16 protein-coding genes, 1 tRNA gene and 1 other RNA gene are annotated in these 16,218 nt (G+C 72.5%); 13 read left to right on the forward strand and 5 right to left on the reverse strand.

The features are described 5' to 3' along the window. Positions 1 to 8: 8 nt before the first annotated feature. The 3 genes from ACU4ZT_RS06700 to ACU4ZT_RS06710 all read right to left on the reverse strand — a co-directional run bounded on the left by ACU4ZT_RS06700 (position 9) and on the right by ACU4ZT_RS06710 (position 1,954). Positions 9 to 737, reverse strand: a complete 729-nt coding sequence (locus ACU4ZT_RS06700) for a DedA family protein (RefSeq protein WP_063070103.1) — start codon at positions 735 to 737, stop codon at positions 9 to 11. Positions 738 to 865: 128 nt separating this feature from the next. Beyond that, positions 866 to 1,789 carry a pyridoxal-phosphate dependent enzyme gene (locus tag ACU4ZT_RS06705; protein WP_063070104.1) on the reverse strand — a complete coding sequence of 308 codons (924 nt, stop codon included), beginning with the start codon at positions 1,787 to 1,789 and terminating at the stop codon, positions 866 to 868. A gap of 83 nt (positions 1,790 to 1,872) precedes the next feature. Beyond that, positions 1,873 to 1,954: transfer RNA gene (locus tag ACU4ZT_RS06710), tRNA-Leu, on the reverse strand. 32 nt (positions 1,955 to 1,986) lie between these two features. Here ACU4ZT_RS06710 and xylB point away from each other — a divergent pair. From xylB to ACU4ZT_RS06750, 8 genes are all read left to right on the forward strand, one after another. Next, positions 1,987 to 3,420 (forward strand): xylulokinase, encoded by a 1,434-nt coding sequence (xylB, locus tag ACU4ZT_RS06715; RefSeq protein WP_445338452.1) that lies wholly within the window; start codon positions 1,987 to 1,989, stop codon positions 3,418 to 3,420. 68 nt (positions 3,421 to 3,488) lie between these two features. Next, positions 3,489 to 4,721, forward strand: coding sequence for a TadA family conjugal transfer-associated ATPase (locus tag ACU4ZT_RS06720; RefSeq protein ID WP_445338454.1), 1,233 nt, complete (start codon positions 3,489 to 3,491; stop codon positions 4,719 to 4,721). Continuing rightward, positions 4,718 to 5,581 (forward strand): type II secretion system F family protein, encoded by an 864-nt coding sequence (locus tag ACU4ZT_RS06725; protein WP_063070107.1) that lies wholly within the window; start codon positions 4,718 to 4,720, stop codon positions 5,579 to 5,581. Before ACU4ZT_RS06720 ends, ACU4ZT_RS06725 begins: the two co-directional genes overlap by 4 nt. Beyond that, positions 5,578 to 6,528 (forward strand): type II secretion system F family protein, encoded by a 951-nt coding sequence (locus ACU4ZT_RS06730; RefSeq protein WP_445338456.1) that lies wholly within the window; start codon positions 5,578 to 5,580, stop codon positions 6,526 to 6,528. Before ACU4ZT_RS06725 ends, ACU4ZT_RS06730 begins: the two co-directional genes overlap by 4 nt. Before the next feature lie 34 nt (positions 6,529 to 6,562). After that, positions 6,563 to 6,757 carry a hypothetical protein gene (locus ACU4ZT_RS06735; protein WP_063070109.1) on the forward strand — a complete coding sequence of 65 codons (195 nt, stop codon included), beginning with the start codon at positions 6,563 to 6,565 and terminating at the stop codon, positions 6,755 to 6,757. Then, entirely contained in the window at positions 6,757 to 7,134 is a 378-nt protein-coding gene (locus ACU4ZT_RS06740; RefSeq protein WP_445338458.1) for a TadE/TadG family type IV pilus assembly protein, read from the forward strand. The genes ACU4ZT_RS06735 and ACU4ZT_RS06740 overlap by 1 nt, the downstream gene beginning before the upstream one ends. Continuing rightward, positions 7,109 to 7,564, forward strand: coding sequence for a hypothetical protein (locus ACU4ZT_RS06745; RefSeq protein WP_414763263.1), 456 nt, complete (start codon positions 7,109 to 7,111; stop codon positions 7,562 to 7,564). The genes ACU4ZT_RS06740 and ACU4ZT_RS06745 overlap by 26 nt, the downstream gene beginning before the upstream one ends. Further along, positions 7,561 to 8,097: a pilus assembly protein TadG-related protein gene (locus ACU4ZT_RS06750; protein ID WP_445338460.1), complete on the forward strand. Its 537-nt coding sequence runs from the start codon at positions 7,561 to 7,563 to the stop codon at positions 8,095 to 8,097. The genes ACU4ZT_RS06745 and ACU4ZT_RS06750 overlap by 4 nt, the downstream gene beginning before the upstream one ends. 81 nt (positions 8,098 to 8,178) lie before the next feature. On the opposite strand, the gene ACU4ZT_RS06755 is transcribed toward ACU4ZT_RS06750, so the two are convergent. Then, positions 8,179 to 9,477 carry an MFS transporter gene (locus ACU4ZT_RS06755; RefSeq protein ID WP_445338462.1) on the reverse strand — a complete coding sequence of 433 codons (1,299 nt, stop codon included), beginning with the start codon at positions 9,475 to 9,477 and terminating at the stop codon, positions 8,179 to 8,181. A 66-nt stretch (positions 9,478 to 9,543) separates the two neighbouring features. On the opposite strand from ACU4ZT_RS06755, the gene prfB reads away from it, so the two are divergent. The 5 genes from prfB (at position 9,544) to ssrA (ending at position 14,311) form a co-directional block, all read left to right on the forward strand. Next, positions 9,544 to 10,647, forward strand: a complete 1,104-nt coding sequence (prfB, locus tag ACU4ZT_RS06760; protein ID WP_445338464.1) for a peptide chain release factor 2 — start codon at positions 9,544 to 9,546, stop codon at positions 10,645 to 10,647. Positions 10,648 to 10,722: 75 nt separating this feature from the next. Beyond that, entirely contained in the window at positions 10,723 to 12,330 is a 1,608-nt protein-coding gene (gene ftsE / locus ACU4ZT_RS06765) for a cell division ATP-binding protein FtsE (protein WP_445338466.1), read from the forward strand. Beyond that, complete coding sequence (gene ftsX / locus ACU4ZT_RS06770) at positions 12,327 to 13,244, forward strand: permease-like cell division protein FtsX (protein WP_270980510.1); 918 nt, start codon at positions 12,327 to 12,329, stop codon at positions 13,242 to 13,244. Before ftsE ends, ftsX begins: the two co-directional genes overlap by 4 nt. A gap of 66 nt (positions 13,245 to 13,310) precedes the next feature. After that, positions 13,311 to 13,787, forward strand: a complete 477-nt coding sequence (smpB, locus tag ACU4ZT_RS06775) for an SsrA-binding protein SmpB (protein ID WP_012037997.1) — start codon at positions 13,311 to 13,313, stop codon at positions 13,785 to 13,787. A 148-nt stretch (positions 13,788 to 13,935) separates the two neighbouring features. Next, positions 13,936 to 14,311, forward strand: a transfer-messenger RNA (tmRNA) gene (gene ssrA, locus ACU4ZT_RS06780). A gap of 94 nt (positions 14,312 to 14,405) precedes the next feature. Here ssrA and ACU4ZT_RS06785 read toward each other — a convergent pair. Continuing rightward, on the reverse strand, positions 14,406 to 16,217 hold the full coding sequence (locus tag ACU4ZT_RS06785; RefSeq protein ID WP_445338469.1) for an ABC transporter permease: 1,812 nt from the start codon (positions 16,215 to 16,217) through the stop codon (positions 14,406 to 14,408). Position 16,218: the final 1 nt, after the last annotated feature.

The following is a 16,218-nucleotide window of genomic DNA, read 5'->3' on the forward strand; positions in this document are numbered from 1 at the left end:
GGAGCGCCTCAGCGCCGGGGATCGTTCGTGGCGTCCTGGTCGAAGCTCTCGGGCGCCAGCGCGAGGTCCTCGCCGTCGTGCGCGACGCCGGCCGCCTCCTCGTCGCGCGCGTGCTTGCGGGCGCGGAGGAAGTGGATCAGGGTGGGCACCGCGGTGACGACGACCGCGCCGAGCAGCACGTAGTCGATGTAGTGCGTGACGAAGTCGCGGATGGGCGGGAAGCCGTTGAGCAGGTGTCCGAGGTAGGTGAGCCCGGCGCCCCAGATGATGGCTCCGATGGCGTTGTAGAAGGAGTACTTGCGGTAGTCCATGTGGCCGACGCCCGCGGCGATGGGCGCGAACGTGCGGATGATCGGCACGAAGCGCGCCGCGATGACCGCGAGTCCGCCGAACCGGGCGAAGAACGCGTTCGTGCGCACCACGTTCTGTCGGCTGAAGATGCCGGAGTCCTTGCGCTCGAAGACCCGGGGGCCCGCCTTGTGGCCGATGAGGTACCCGACCTCCCCGCCCGCGAACGCCGAGAACGCGATGGCGAGGCAGATCCACCAGATGTCGATGCCCGTGATGCCGGGGAGCGTGAGGCCCGCGATGACCAGCAGCGTGTCGCCTGGGAAGAGGAAGCCGAAGAGCAGGCCGGTCTCGGCGAAGATGATGAGGCAGATCCCGACGAGGGCGAATCCCCCGAACGACTCGATGAGGGTCGTCGAGTCGAGGAAGTCGAAGAGCTGGGGATGCACGTGTGGGGCTCCAGTCGTGGTGGGCCGCGACGACGGGATCGATCGACCGGCGGCAGAGCACAGGATAACGGGAGCCGCCGCGAGCGCGCCGAGTTCCCGTCACCCCCCGGTCGAGGGGCGCCGCGCCCTCAGCCGCCGAGCTCGGCGTGCCCGAACAGGCCGGGCACGCCGCCGGAGTGCCAGAGCACGACGCGGTCGTCCGGACCGATGGAACCGGCGCGCACCGCCTGGACCAGCCCGGCGGCAGCCCGCGCGGTGTAGGTGGGGTCGAGGAGGATCCCGGTGGTCCGGGCGACGAGGGTCAGCGCGGCGCGCGCGTCGTCGGTGAGGTGCGCGTACCCGGGGCCGACGCGGCCCGCGTCGATGCGGAGCCGGTCGGCGGAGATGCCCGTGCCGCGCTCCGCGAGGAACCCCGCGACCACGTCGCGCGGCTCGGCGACGGCCCCGCAGTGCACGCCGAGGACGCGCTCGGGGCCGAGGGCCTCGACGAGGCCGGCCATGGTCCCGCCGGAGCCGAGCGCGACCACCACGTGGTCGACCTCGCCGACCTGCGCCGTCAGCTCGCGGCCCGCGTCGACGAAGCCCTGCACGGAGTGCGCGTCGGATCCGCCGAACGCCACCCGGTGGACGCGCGCGCCCGCCGACTCGAGCGCCGCTACGACGGACCCGGCGCGCGTCTCGGCGCTCTCGTCGCCCGACCAGACGATCCGCGCCCCGTACAGCGCGTCGAGCAGCACGTTGCCGCGCTCGGCGACCGCGTGCCCCTCGAGCACGAGCACGACGTCGAGCCCGAGGGCGGCGCCGGCCGCGGCCGTCATGCGCGCGTGGTTGCTCTGCGCGGCGCCCGTGGTGACGACGGTGTCCGCCCCGCGTGCGACCGCGCGCCCGAGTGAGCGCTCGAGCTTCCTGGCCTTGTTGCCGCCGCCGCCCCAGCCGATGAGGTCGTCCCGCTTCATCAGCAGCCGGTCGGGCCGGAGCCCGACGGCCTCGGCGAGCCGCGGCACGGGGTGCACGGGCGTCGGTTCGGTCCAGAGGCGGAGGCGGTCGTCCACGGGTGCTCCTCGTCGCGGGTCGGAGCGTCGCGGCGGCACGGATCCGCTCCCCGTCGATCGTGGGCGGGCGGGCCGCGCCCTCGTGCGGGAGAAGGGACTTGAACCCTCACGCTCGAAAGCACAGGAACCTAAATCCTGCGTGTCTACCGATTCCACCACTCCCGCGGGTGCCCGACCAGCTTAGGACGCCCCCTAATATGTTGATCGTGACAACGAAGACACTGGTAGCAGGCATCGACTCCTCCACGCAGAGCTGCAAGGTGGTCGTCCGCGACCTCGAATCGGGCGCCCTCGTGCGCTCCGGCCGCGCGTCCCACCCCGACGGCTCGGAGGTGGATCCCGCCCACTGGTGGGACGCCCTCCTCGCCGCGATCGCCGATGCGGGCGGACTCGACGACGTCGCCGCCGTCTCCGTCGGCGGCCAGCAGCACGGCATGGTCTGCCTCGACGAGTCCGGCGCCGTCGTCCGCGACGCGCTCCTCTGGAACGACACGCGATCCGCCCAGGCCGCCGCCGACCTCCGCGACGAGCTCGGCGCCGAGTCCTGGGCGAGCGCCCTGGGCGTCGTCCCCGTCGCGTCCTTCACCGCCACCAAGCTCCGCTGGCTGCGCGACGCCGAGCCCGAGAACGCGGCCCGCGTCGCGGCCGTCGCCCTCCCGCACGACTGGCTGACCTGGCGCCTCCTCGGCCACGGCGTCGGATCCCCGGACCTCGCCGCCCTCGCCACCGACCGCTCCGACGCGAGCGGCACCGCGTACTGGTCGAGCGTCACGGGGGAGTACCGCCTCGACCTGCTGGAGCGCGCGCTCGGCCGCGTCGTCGGCCTGCCGCGCGTGCTCGGCCCCGGCGAGTCCGCCGGCGTCACGGGTGACGGCATCCCCGGCGTCCCGGCCGGCATCCCCGTCGGCCCCGGCGCGGGCGACAACGCGGCCGCCGCGCTCGGCCTCGGCGCGGTGCCGGGCGACGTCGTCGTCTCCATCGGCACGTCCGGCACGGTGTTCGCCGTCACGGCGGATCCCATCACCGACGCGTCCGGCACGGTCGCGGGCTTCGCGGACGCCACGGGCAACTTCCTCCCTCTCATCGCGACCCTCAACGCGGCCCGCGTGCTCGACGGCGGCGCGCGCCTCCTCGGCGTCGACCACGCGCGGCTCTCGGAGCTCGCGCTCGAGGCCCCCGCGGGATCCGACGGCCTCGTGCTCCTGCCCTACTTCGAGGGCGAGCGCACCCCGAACCTGCCCGACGCGACGGCGTCGCTGCACGGCATGACCCTCCGCAACTCGACGCCCGCGACCATGGCCCGCGCGCACGTCGAGGGCATGCTGTGCGGCCTCGCCGATGGCCTCGACGCGATCACGCGCCAGGGCGTCGAGGTGGAGCGCGTGCTCCTCATCGGCGGCGGGGCGAAGAGCCGCGCGGTGCGCGAGATCGCGCCGACGATCTTCGGCGTGCCGATCCACGTGCCGGACGCGGGCGAGTTCGTCGCGGACGGCGCCGCGAAGCAGGCCGCATGGATCCTCACGGGCTCGGTGCCCGCGTGGCCCCTCGCGGGCGACGAGGTCTTCGACGCGCCGGGCATGCCCGCGGTGCGCCAGGCGTACGCGGCGGCGAAGGCGGAGCTGGGGTACTGACGCCGGTCGTGCCGTAGCGGCGCGACCTGTGGACGGCCCGTGCGGGATCGGGTCCTGATCAGCATCCTGTGCGGGTGCAGACGCGGACCCCCCTCGACATCATCTCCGGACGGGTGCGCGAGCGCCTCCGCGACGAGGCTGCTCCCGACGCCGCGGGCACCGCGGCCGTGGTGCGCGAGGAGGTTCGGCGCTTCGCGGAGCAGGCGCTCGGATCCGATGTGCGCCTCCTCGACGACGAGTCGGCGACCGAGCGCGAGGTCCTTGCGCGCATCACGGGCTTCGGCGCGCTGCAGCCGCTGCTCGACGACGACACGATCGAGGAGATCTGGATCAACGCGCCCACGCGCGTGTTCGTGGCCCGCTCGGGCGTCCCGGAGCTGACCTCGCTCGTCCTCTCGGATGCGGAGGTGCGCGACCTCGTCGAGCGGATGCTGCAGTCCTCCGGCCGCCGCGTCGACCTCTCCACGCCGTTCGTCGACGCGTCCCTGCCCGACGGGTCGCGCCTGCACGTGGTCATCCCGGACGTGACGCGGCGGCACTGGGCGGTGAACATCCGCAAGTTCTCCCGGCGGATCCGCGACCTCGACCACCTCGTGGCGCTCGGCAGCCTGCCGCTGCAGGCCGCGGAGTTCCTGCGCATGAGCGTGCGGGCCGGGCTGTCCATCGTCGTGAGCGGGGCCACCCACACCGGCAAGACCACCATGATCGACGCGCTGCTGTCCGCCGCCCGTGCCTCCGACCGCATCGTCACGGTGGAGGAGACGTTCGAGCTCGATCCCGCGGGTCGGGACGTCGTGGCCATGCAGTGCCGGCAGCCGAGCCTCGAGGGCTCGGGCGAGATCACGCTCCGGCGCCTCATCAAGGAGGCGCTGCGGATGCGGCCCGACCGGCTCGTCGTCGGCGAGGTACGCGAGGCCGAGTGCCTCGACCTCCTCATCGCGCTGAACTCGGGCGTTCCGGGCATGTGCTCCATCCACGCCAACAGCGCGCGCGAGGCGCTCGTGAAGATGTGCACGCTGCCGCTGCTCGCCGGCCGCAACATCGACTCGGCGTTCGTGGTGCCCACGGTCGCGAGCTCGGTCGACCTCGTCGTGCACCTCGAGGTGCGGCCCTCGGGTGCCCGCCGCGTGGTCGAGATCCTCGCGCCCGGCGGCCGCCATACCGGCATGGTCATCGAGGCCAGCTCGGTCTTCGCGCTGGAGGACGGCGTGCTCACCGCGACGGGCGGCCAGCCGGCCCACCTCGCCAAGTACCACGCCGCGGGGCTCGATCCGCTCCGCGTGCTGGTGGGGGCGCCGTGAGGATCGCGCTCGGCCTCGCCCTCGGCGCCGGCCTGGTGCTCATGCTCGCCCCGCGGCTGTGGCCCGGGACGCCCGAGGCATCGGGAGGGCGCAGAGGAGCGGCGGATGCGGTGCACGACCGCCTGACCCACGCGGGCCTCGCGAAGGTCTCCGTCAGCTCCTTCCTCGCGATCTCCGCGCTCGTCGGCCTCGCGGCCGGTGTGCTGGTGGAGGCGCTGCTGCGCGTGGACGGCGCCGCCGTCGCGGCGGGGGTCGCGGGCACCGCCCTCCCGTGGATCGCGGTGGGCGCGCGGTCGGCGTCGCGCCGCCGGGCGTACCGCGCCGTCTGGCCCGACGTCGTCGACCACCTCGTGAGCGCGGTGCGCGCCGGCATGGGCCTGCCGGACGCGGTCGCCTCGCTCGCTGAGGCCGGGCCGGCCGTGCTGCGACCGGCCTTCCGCGCGTTCGCCGCCGACAACCGCACCACGGGCAGCTTCGCCGTCGCCCTCGACGAGCTCAAGGCGCGCCTCGCGGATCCCACGGCCGACCGGATCCTCGAGACCCTCCGCATGGCCCGCGAGGTCGGCGGCACCGAGCTGCCCGACGTGCTCCGCGGGCTCGCACGCTTCCTGCGGGAGGAGGCCGCCATCCGCAGCGAGGCGGAGGCTCGGCAGTCGTGGGTCGTCAACGCGGCGAAGCTGGGCGTCGCCGCGCCGTGGATCATCCTGGCGCTCCTCTCCACCCGCTCGGAAGCGGTCGCCGCCTACGACACGCCCACGGGCACGGTCGTCATCGTGATCGGGCTCGCCGTGTCCGCCGTGGCCTACCGGGTGATGCTCGCCCTCGGCCGCCTCCCCGAGGACCGGAGGTGGTTCGCGTGACGGGCGTCGAGTCCTGGGGCGCCGTGCTCGGGCTCGTCGCCGGCCTCGGCCTCTGGACCATGCTCGGAGCGGTGCCGAGGCTGCGTCGGGCGCGCCTGCTCGACCGCGTGGCGCCGCATGTGCTCGACGTCTCCGACGGGGCGCGCCGCCACCTCGCGCTCACCACCGTCCATCCGCTCCCGGTCCTCGGCACCCTCGGCGCCCCCGCGGTCGTGCCCCTGCGCCGCGGGCTCTCGCGCGTGCTCGGCGGCACGGAGCGCATCGAGCGGCTCATGTCGCAGTCGGGATCTGCGGACGACGTGGAGCGGCACCGCTCGCGGCAGCTGGTCGGCCTCGTCCTGGGCGCCGCCCTCGGCGCCCTCTCCTCGGCCGTGATCGCAGGCGCCGCCCTCCTCGCAGGATCGCTCCCGCAGGCGCAGCTGGTGGTCGTCCCCGTCGTGGGCGGCATCACGGGGCTCGTGCTCTGCGACTCGGCGCTCGAGCGGCGCGCGAAGCGGCGCCTGGCCCGCATCTCGGCCGAGCTGCCAACGGTGCTGGAGTTCCTCGCGCTCAGCCTCGCCGCGGGGGAGGGCCTGCTCGATGCCCTCCGCCGCGTCGCGCGCGTGGGCTCCGGCGAGCTGGCCGCCGAGCTCGGACGCGTGGTCGGCGACGTGGGCACGGGCATCCCCGTCGCGCGCGCCTTCGACGACCTCGCGCGTCGGCTGGCGCTCCCGGCGGTGTCGCGCCTGGTCGACCAGCTCGCGGGCTCGCTCGAGCGGGGCACGCCGCTCGCGGAGGTGCTCCGCGCGCAGGCGCAGGACGCGCGGGAGGTCGCCAAGCGCGAGCTCCTCGAGAGCGCCGGCCGCAAGGAGGTGGGGATGCTCGTGCCCCTGGTTTTCCTGATCCTCCCGCTCACCATCGTCTTCGCCCTCTTCCCGGGCGTCTTCGTGCTGCAGCTCGGGCTGTAGCGCGCCACCACCATCACCGAACGAGAGGCACGACATGACCCGTCCACCCGCAGGCATCGACACGACCACGGCACCCGGCGTCGGCCTGGACGACGACCGGGGCGATGTGCCGGGCTGGGTGCTCATCACCCTGATGACCGCCGGGCTCGTCATCATCCTCTGGGGCGTCGCCGGCCCCCTGCTCCAGAACGTCTTCACCCAGGCCATCGACCGGGTCACGTCCTTCTGATGCGCGACGACCGCGGCTCGGCTCCGGCCGAGTTCGTCATGGTCGGCGCGCTGCTGGTCGTCCTCGCCCTGTCGGTCGTGCAGCTCGCCCTCGCGCTGCACGTGCGCACGACCGTGCTCGATGCTGCCGCCGAGGGAGCGCGGGTCGCGGCGCTCGCCGGCTCGACGCGCGGGCAGGGGATCGAGCGCACGCACGACCTCATCGCGGCGGCCGTCGGCGAGCGGTACGCGGGGGACGTGACCGCGGCGACCGGCACCGTGCTCGGCCACCCGGTCGTCAGCGTCACCGTGCGCACCACGCTCCCGCTCCTCGGCCTCCTCGGCGTCGACCGCGGGCTGGAGGTGACGGGGCATGCGGCCGTGGAGCGCCTGGACTGACGACCGCGGGTCGGCCGCGCTCGAGTTCATCACCGCCGGCGTGCTGCTGCTCGTGCCGCTCGTCTACCTGGTGCTCGCCCTGTCGGCGATCCAGGGCGCGGCGCTCGCCACCGAGGGGGCCGCGCGGCAGGCGGTCCGCGTGTACGTCCGCGCCGCCGACGACACCGCCGGGCGCCGGGAGGCGGAGGCCGCCGTCGAGGTCGCCCTCGCCGACCAGGGCGTGCCGCCCACGGGCATCGTCCTCGACATCACCTGCACGCCGGATCCGCGCGCGTGCCACGTCCCGCGCTCCCTCGTGCACGTCTCCGTGCGCGTCTCCGCCGGGCTGCCGCTCGCTCCGCCGGCCCTGGGGCCCGACACGCCGGGAGCCGTGGTCGTCGCCGGCGCTGCCGACGAGCGCGTCTCCGTCTTCGCGCGGAGCGCGCCGTGATCCGGCGCATCAGCGACGGCCGGGCACCCGGGCCGCTCGGCGCGGGCGCGAGGGACGACGACGGGTCGATCCTCCTGCTCGTGATCGCGGCGTGCGCCCTCGGGCTCGCCGTGATCCTCATGGTCTCGGCGGCGTCCTCCCTCTACCTCGAGCGCGTCCGGCTCTCCGACCTCGCGGACGCCGCCGCGCTCGCCGGCGCCGAGTCCTTCGACGTCGACGGCCCCGTCGATCCGGGAGCCCTCGGCGCCGACTCCGGCGGTGCGCCGCATCCGGTGCTGACGGACGCGGGGGTGGCCGACACCGTCACGCGGTTCCTCGCCGAGGAGCCGACGGCCGGCCTGCACGACCTGCGGGTCGACGGCGCCACCTCGCCCGACGGCCGCAGCGCTCGCGTCACCCTGTCGAGCACGTGGATCCCGCCGGTCGCCTCGCTGCTCGTGCCGGACGGCATCCGCATCGATGTGACGAGCACGGCCCGCGGCGTGCTCGTGGGCCCGGGCGCGGCGACGCCGGGACCCGTGGGAGGGGGCTGAGCGGTCTCCGGCGCCCGGGCGACGCCGCGCGGTGGTACTGATCAGGCTGGCTCGCCGCCACGGCGGTCCGCCCGAGCCCTGTCAGCGCGCGGGCCGCGGCTTCCGCGGGACGTACCTGGGCACGTACCGCACGAGGATCCCGGCGCCGATGAGCCCGAGCACCCCCATCACGCCGCTGGCGACGGCGAGCGACGCGGCGCCCGTGAGCGCGGCGATGAGGAGCGGGGACGCGGCGCTGCCGGCGTCGCCCGTGAAGCGCCAGGCGCCGAGGAAGGGGGCCGGGTCCTCCTTCGGGGCGAGGTCGGCGCCGAGGGTCATGAGGATCCCCGAGCCGATCCCGTTCGCGACCGACATGAACATGGCGACGCCGATGAACCACTGCACGCTCGTCGGCAGGTCGGGGGTGAGCGCGAGCACGAGGTAGCCGGCGCCGAGGCCGACCATCGACGGCACGGCGCTCCAGAGGCGGCCGAAGCGGTCCATGATCTGGCCGCTCGCGTAGAAGAGCGCGAAGTCCACGCCGCCCGCGATGCCGATGATGAGCGCCGTGTTCGTGTCCGAGATGCCGATGCTCACGGCCCACAGGGGGAGGAGCACGCCGCGGCCCGCGCGCATCGCGCCGATGAGGGCCGCGCCGGATCCGAGCTTCACGAGCACGCCCTTGAACCGCCACAGCGTCCGCGCGAGACCGTCCGACGTCCGTGCCGGGGGAGCGGTGCCCGCGACGGACTCGTCGGCCTGCGGCTCGCCGGCCGTCGCGGGCGCGGCGCTCTGCAGGTCGGCGGCCCGGTTGCGGCGCACCACGTCCATCGGGTCGGGCAGCACGAGCAGCGTCACGGCGGCCGCGAGGCACGCGACGATGTGGATCGCGAACGCCGACTGCGACGCCCCCGTCAGGTGGATCACGCCGGCGGCGAGGAACGGCCCCACGAAGTACCCGGCGCGGAACGTGCCGCCGAGCGTCGACAGCGCGCGGGCGCGGAACGCCTGCGGCACGAAGCTCGTCATGAACGCGTGCCGGGCGAGCGCGAAGACCGCGGTCGAGACGCCGATGAGGAAGACGCCCACCCCGAGCACGAGCGGGTTCGGCGCGAGGAGGCACAGCACCAGGCCGCCGATGGAGACGAAGGCCGCGCCGATCATGGCGGTCCGCTCGCCGATGCGGCTCACCACGGATCCGCTCGGGATGTCGCCCACGAGCTCGCCGAGCATGATCATGCCGCCGATGAACGCGGCGATGCCGAGCGAGGCGCCGAGGCTGCCCGCGACGATCGGGATGATGGGGATGATGGCGCCCTCGCCGATGGAGAAGAGGAGCGCGGGGAGCAGCGCCGGGAGCGCCACCGCGCGAAGGGAGAAGGGGGTCTCGGGGCTGGACATCGCCCCCGAGCCTACGCGCGGGCGGCCGGGGTCCCCGCCGGGCCTGCCGGTAGGCTGGGCGGCACCATGATCGACCAGGACTTCTCTTCGCGGATCACAGAATTGCGCGACACCTACTCCAACATCCGCTCGGTCGTCGGCGTCGAGCGCCTGCAGCAGGAGGTCGAGGAGCTGAGCGCCCAGGCGGGCGAGCCGGACCTCTGGAACGACACCGAGAAGGCGCAGAAGGTCACGAGCGACCTGAGCCACCGCCAGTCGGAGCTGAAGCGCATCGACGAGCTGCAGCGCCGCCTCGACGACCTCGACGTGCTGGTCGAGATGGCCAAGGACGACGAGGAGTCCGCCGAGGAGGCGGTCGTGGAGCTCGCCGGCATCACCAAGATCATGGACGAGCTCGAGGTGCAGACGCTCCTCAACGGCGAGTTCGACCCGCGCCCCGCCGTGGTCACGATCCGCGCGGGCGCCGGCGGCGTCGACGCGGCCGACTTCGCCGAGATGCTCATGCGCATGTACCTGCGCTGGGCCGAGCAGCACGACTACTCCGCCACCGTGCTCGACACGTCCTACGCGGAGGAGGCGGGCATCAAGTCCGCCACGTTCGAGATCGACGCGCCCTACGCGTTCGGCACGCTCTCGGTCGAGGCCGGCACGCACCGCCTGGTGCGGATGAGCCCCTTCAACTCCGCGGGCAAGCGCCAGACGTCGTTCGCCGCCGTCGAGGTCGTGCCGCTCATCGAGCAGACCGAGTCGGTCGAGATCCCCGAGAACGACATGCGGGTCGACGTCTTCCGCTCCTCCGGCCCCGGCGGCCAGTCCGTCAACACGACCGACTCGGCGGTGCGCATCACCCACCTGCCGACCGGCATCGTCGTCACCTGCCAGAACGAGAAGAGCCAGATCCAGAACCGCGCCGCCGCCCTCCGGGTGCTGCAGTCGCGCCTGCTCCTCGTGCAGCGCGAGCAGGAGGCGGCCACCAAGAAGGAGCTCGCCGGCAACATCACGGCGAGCTGGGGCGACCAGATGCGCAGCTACGTGCTCGCGCCGTACCAGATGGTCAAGGACCTCCGCACGGAGCACGAGGTCAACAACCCGTCGAACGTGTTCGACGGCGACCTCGACGGCTTCATCTCCGCGGGCATCCGCTGGCGGAAGTCGCCCGACCGCGCCTGAGAGAGTCCGGGGGACCGCCCGCCGCGGTGAGTCGATGCGGCGTTCCGGAGGTCTGGTGCCTAGGGTCGTACCGACATGATCAGGTTCGACCACGTATCCAAGGTGTATCCCGGCAACCCCCGACCGGCGCTGAGCTCCGTCGACCTCGAGATCCTCCGGGGGGAGTTCGTCTTCCTCGTCGGTGCATCCGGGTCCGGCAAGTCCAGCTTCCTGCGTCTCGTGCTCAAGGAGGACCGGCCCACGCAAGGGACGATCCACGTCCTGGGCCAGCAGCTGAACCAGCTGTCGAGCCGCAAGGTCCCGTACTACCGGCGCAGCCTGGGGGTGGTGTTCCAGGACTTCCGGCTGCTCCCGAACAAGTCCGTGTTCGACAACGTGGCCTTCACCCTCCAGGTGATCGGCAAGTCGCGCGGCTTCATCCAGGAGGCCGTCCCCGACGTCCTCAACATGGTGGGCCTCAAGGGCAAGGAGCAGCGCCTCCCGCACGAGCTCTCCGGCGGCGAGCAGCAGCGCGTCGCCATCGCGCGGGCCGTGGTGAACAAGCCGGCCGTGCTCCTCGCGGACGAGCCGACCGGCAACCTGGACCCGCTGACGAGCGCGGGCATCATGCAGGTGCTCGAGCGGATCAACGCCAACGGCACCACGGTCATCATGGCCACCCACGACTCCGGCATCGTCGACCAGATGCAGAAGCGGGTCATCGAGCTGATCGGCGGCGAGGTCGTCCGCGACGAGCTCGGCGGCCAGTACCAGACGTCCGCGATCGACCTGCCGCGCACGGCCGAGAACCCGGTCGGCGTGAACCCCGAGCACCCGCCCATCGCCGCGCCGACGCCCGTGTTCGTGCCCGCGGCGCCGCTCCCGGCACCCGTCCGGCCCACTGCGCCCGCCGCTCCCGCAACCGCCGCGGAGCGTCGGGAGCAGGCCCGCCGCGAGAAGGCGCGCCGCGCCGAGGAGAAGGTGCGCGCCAGGGAGGAGGCGACCCGCGAGGCCGCCGCCGCCAAGGCCGCGCGCACGGCGTCGAAGGAGAAGGCGCCGACCGCGGCCGCTCCGGCGCCCGCCGCCGCGCCCGCGCCCGCGCCCGAGGCCGCGCAGGTCGGGCCCACCGAGCCCGCGCCCGAGCAGGCCGTGCCCGTCGTGCCCGCGACGACCCCCGACCGCGAGGAGGCCGTGGTCCGCGACGACCGCGACGCCGCGCGGACGTCCACGCCCTCGGCCTTCGCCGAGGCGGCCCGGGTGGATCCGCTGCCCGCGCCCGCCGTGGAGCCCGCGCCGGCCGTGGAGCCCGAGCCCGTCGCCGAGAGCGAGCGGACCGCTCCGGCGGAGCCGACGCCGTCCCGCGACGTACCGGTCGTGCACGAGCCCGATCGCGAGCCCGTCCAGGAGCCTGCGCCGGTCGACGACGCGCCGCCTGCCGCGTCGACCCCGAGGGCGCCCAGCCGCCGCAACGGCGGGGGAGCGGCGCCCGCCGCGCCGAGCACCGGATCCATCCGCCGCCTCCCCGAGGGCACGGGCGTGATCCGCCTGCCCGACCTGTCCGACGGGCAGGGCGGCACCGCGTCCGCCGACGGACGCGACGACGCCGAGCTCGCCGAGCTCGGTCTGGCCGAGAAGCTGGGGCTCCGCGCCCGCGGCGAGTCGCCGGACGACACCGGCGCACAGGATGTGGGGCCCACGCGATGAGACTCGGACTCGTCCTCTCCGAGGTCGGCCACGGCCTCCGTCGGAACGTCAGCATGGTCGTCTCGGTCGTGCTCGTCACCTTCATCTCGCTCACGTTCGTGGGCGCCGCGGTGCTGCTGCAGATGCAGATCGGCCAGATGAAGAACTACTGGTATGACCGCGCCCAGGTCGCCATCGACTTCTGCACCGACACGTCGGTGCCGAGCGCCACGTGCGTGAACGGCAAGGCCACGCAGGAGCAGATGGACGCGGTGAAGGAGCGCCTCGACAGCGCGACGCTCACCCCGTTCATCGACAAATACTACTTCGAGGACCAGGACACGGCGTACAAGAACTTCCAGGAGCAGTTCAAGGGCGATCCCGTCACCGAGCTGGTGCAGCCCGAGTTCCTCAACGAGGCGTTCTGGGTGAACCTCAAGGACCCGTCGAAGTCCGACATCCTCAAGGACAGCCTCTCGGGGCTCGCGGGGGTCGAGAACGTGGTGGACCAGCGGCAGTACCTCGACCAGATCTTCTCCATACTCAACGCCGCGAGCCTCACCGCGGTCGGCATCGCCGGCCTCATGCTCGTGGCCGCCGCCCTCCTCATCGCCACCACCATCCGGCTGTCCGCGTTCTCGCGCAGACGGGAGCTGGGCATCATGAGGCTGGTCGGGGCGTCGAACCGCTTCATCCAGACCCCGTTCATCCTCGAGGGCGTGTTCGCGGCGCTCATCGGGAGCGTGCTCGCGAGCGCGGCGACGGTGGCGCTCGTCAAGTTCTTCGTGCAGGGCTTCCTGAGCACGCGCCTCTCGTCGATATCCCTGGTGAACATGGACGACGCTCTGCTCGTGGTGCCGATCCTGCTCGCGGTGGGCGTCGTGCTGTCCGCGGTCTCGGCGAACTTCGCGATCAGCAGGTACCTGCGGATCTGATCCTCCGGTAGGCTGATGGGCTGCCCGGATCCGGGCGCATCCACCCGAACCATCGAGGAGTCCACCGTGCCCAGGGAACGTGGCGAGAAGGTGGTGGCGACCAACCGCAAGGCTCGCCACGACTACACCATCGAGTCGACCTACGAGGCCGGCCTCGTGCTCACGGGCACCGAGGTCAAGTCGCTCCGGCAGGGGCGCGCGTCCCTCGTGGACGGCTACGCCTTCGTGGACGCGGGCGAGGCGTGGCTCGACGCGGTGCACATCCCCGAGTACAACCAGGGCACCTGGAACAACCACCCGGTCAGGCGGAAGCGCAAGCTGCTCCTGCACAAGGAGCAGATCCTCAAGATCCACTCCAAGGTGAAGGAGGGCGGGTACACGGTCGTGCCCCTGCAGCTCTACTTCGTCGACGGCCGCGCCAAGGTGGAGCTCGCCATCGCGAAGGGCAAGAAGGAGTACGACAAGCGCCAGACGCTCCGGGAGCGCCAGGACAAGCGCGAGGCCGATCGCGCCATGTCGTCGCACCGCCGGCTCGGCGAGTAGGCGCACCGGCCGTCGGCGGTGGTGCGGGCATCGCGCGTCGGCTATCATTGAGGGCTGGCCGGGGTTCGCTCCGGTCGACGATTGACAACTCGACAGCGTGGAACATGCGACCCGGCTCGGGTGCCTCTCGAGGCGCTCTGCCGTTCATGGGGATGATCGGTTTCGACATTGCCTGAATGACTGCGAGAAGCGGGTCGAGGATGCAGGGCTATCTCGTAAACGCTCTCTGCAAAATACAACTGCCAATAACAAGCAGTCGTCCTTCGCTCTCGCTGCCTAAGCGAGCGCACTAACAGGACCGTCGACCCGGTGATGCTCTCTAACCGGTAAGTCGGCGTCAGAAAAGGGAGCTCGCTGCGCGGTCGTGCCTCAGGGCCGCGCGGGACTCGAACTGAGGCTGGGCCCGTCGGATCAGATGCCAGGAGCAAGTTCCGGGGCCGAGCAGGACGCCTTTCCTGGATACACCCGTAGAAGGCGCAGGATTACAGCAGTGGACCGGGGTTCGATTCCCCGCATCTCCACCATCGCGTCGCATGTCCCACGCTCGTCGAGGGGCCGGATCCGTCCGGTTTCGACGAAGGCCCCGTCCACCGGACGGGGCCTTCCGTCTGCCCGGTCTCAGCCCACGGGCGCGCGCGGCGCGGCGGGGGCGGGTGCGCCGGGGTCGCTCGTCGCCAGCGCCGGGGCCGTCGTCTCGACCGCGGGAGATCCGGTCCGGCCGCGGCGCCGCTTCCGCCCGCCGGAGCGCCCGTACACGAGGTACATCGTGAGCCCCATGATGATCATGAGGAGCACCGTGTACACGAACGTGATGCTCATCGAGTCGAGGTTCGCCTCGCCCTCCGTGCTCGCCTTGATGGCGATGCCGAGCGGCTCGTACAGCGGCTGGTAGAGGAACACCGCGGCGTCGTAGTCGTCGAGGAGGCTGTTGAAGTTGAGCGCCGTGATGGCGGCGACCGTCGGGATCACGAGCGGCACCAGCACGCGGCGGAACGTCGTGATCGAGCGCGCCCCGAGGATCCGCGCGGCGTCCTCGAGCGATTGCGGCACGCTCGCGAACGCGGCCTTCAGCAGCCGCAGGGTGAACGGCACCTTCACGATGATGTACGCGACGAGCAGCAGCCACGTCGTGCCCGTGAGCACCTGCCCGCCGATGAGCGGCTGCGGCCGGTCGAAGGTCTGCAGCAGCGCCAGGGCGATGAGGATGGTCGGCAGGATCCACGGGATGTGCAGCAGGTACTCGATGGCCGCGGTCGACCAGTTGCGGTTGCGCTGCACGAGGCGCGCGACGAAGAGCAGCCCCGCCACCACGATCACGGCGGCCAGCGCGCTGTAGACGAGGCTCACGACGAACGGGCGCAGCACATCGGGGGAGCCGAGCACGGTCGCGTAGTTCCGCAGGGTGAAGGAGTCGAGCGTGATGGTGCCCGTCTGCACGCTCTTCGAGTCGAGGAACGAGAACAGCACGATGAGCACGACGGGCAGGGCGTAGACCACGAAGAGCACGTACGCGACGACGTGCACGACGCCGTTGACGATCGGGTTCCGGATGCGCTGCTTCTGCAGCGGCGTCGCGACCTTCGCCACCGAGAAGTACACGCCCGACTTCTCGACGCGGTTCATGATCGCCAGCAGCGCGATGGTCGCGACACCCAGCACGATGGCGAGCAGCGCCGCGAGGTCGCGGGAGCTCGTGCTCTTGGAGAAGGTGACGATCATGGGCGCCACCGTCTGGAAGCCCGTGCCGCCGAGCACCAGGGGAGCGGTGAGCGCCCCGAGGCCGGTGAGGAACGTGAGCACGGTGACCGCGAAGATCATGGGCCGCAGGGCCGGCAGCACGATGCGGAAGAGGATCCGGCCGGTGCCCGCGCCCATGCTCCGGGCCGCCTCGATGGTCTGGTGGTCGATGGCCGCGAGCGAGGAGCGGAGGAAGAGCATGTGGTTCGTGGTGGTGGCGAACGTCATCACGATGACGACCGCGAAGTACCCGGAGAACCAGTCGGGGTCGAGATCGGGGACGACGCGCTGGGCGATGGCCGTGACGAACCCGTAGCGTCCGTAGATGAAGTCGTAGCCGGCCGCGAGCACGATGCCGCCGTAGATGAGCGTGGTGGCGTACCCGAGCCAGAGCACGCGGGACCCGCGCACCACGAAGTACTCCGTGACCAGCACGATGAAGATGCCGACCACGTTGACGGTGATCGCGAGGGTCACGGCGAGCAGCAGGCTGTTGCCGACGCTCCGCATCGCCCGGTCGGAGCTGACGAGCTTCTCGAGCGCCCGCCCGCTGAACGACCCGTCGGGGAAGAACGTCGTGATCAGCAGGTTGGCGTTCGGGAACACCAGGAACGTGACGATGAACCACAGCGCGGCGATGAGCACCACGACGCCGAGGGGGGAGCGCAGCAGCGCGCGGACGGGGGTGCGCACG

The sequence above is a fragment of the Clavibacter davisi genome, from assembly GCF_052751415.1.

Bases quoted from the DNA above. Each gene is read 5' to 3' on its own strand.
- xylB (WP_445338452.1), top strand. From the start codon at position 1,987: ATGTTGATCGTGACAACGAAGACACTGGTAGCAGGCATCGACTCCTCC.
- ACU4ZT_RS06735 (WP_063070109.1), top strand. From the start codon at position 6,563: ATGACCCGTCCACCCGCAGGCATCGACACGACCACGGCACCCGGCGTC.
- ACU4ZT_RS06740 (WP_445338458.1), top strand. From the start codon at position 6,757: ATGCGCGACGACCGCGGCTCGGCTCCGGCCGAGTTCGTCATGGTCGGC.
- ACU4ZT_RS06745 (WP_414763263.1), top strand. From the start codon at position 7,109: ATGCGGCCGTGGAGCGCCTGGACTGACGACCGCGGGTCGGCCGCGCTC.
- ACU4ZT_RS06755 (WP_445338462.1), bottom strand. From the start codon at position 9,477: ATGTCCAGCCCCGAGACCCCCTTCTCCCTTCGCGCGGTGGCGCTCCCG.
- prfB (WP_445338464.1), top strand. From the start codon at position 9,544: ATGATCGACCAGGACTTCTCTTCGCGGATCACAGAATTGCGCGACACC.
- ftsE (WP_445338466.1), top strand. From the start codon at position 10,723: ATGATCAGGTTCGACCACGTATCCAAGGTGTATCCCGGCAACCCCCGA.
- ftsX (WP_270980510.1), top strand. From the start codon at position 12,327: ATGAGACTCGGACTCGTCCTCTCCGAGGTCGGCCACGGCCTCCGTCGG.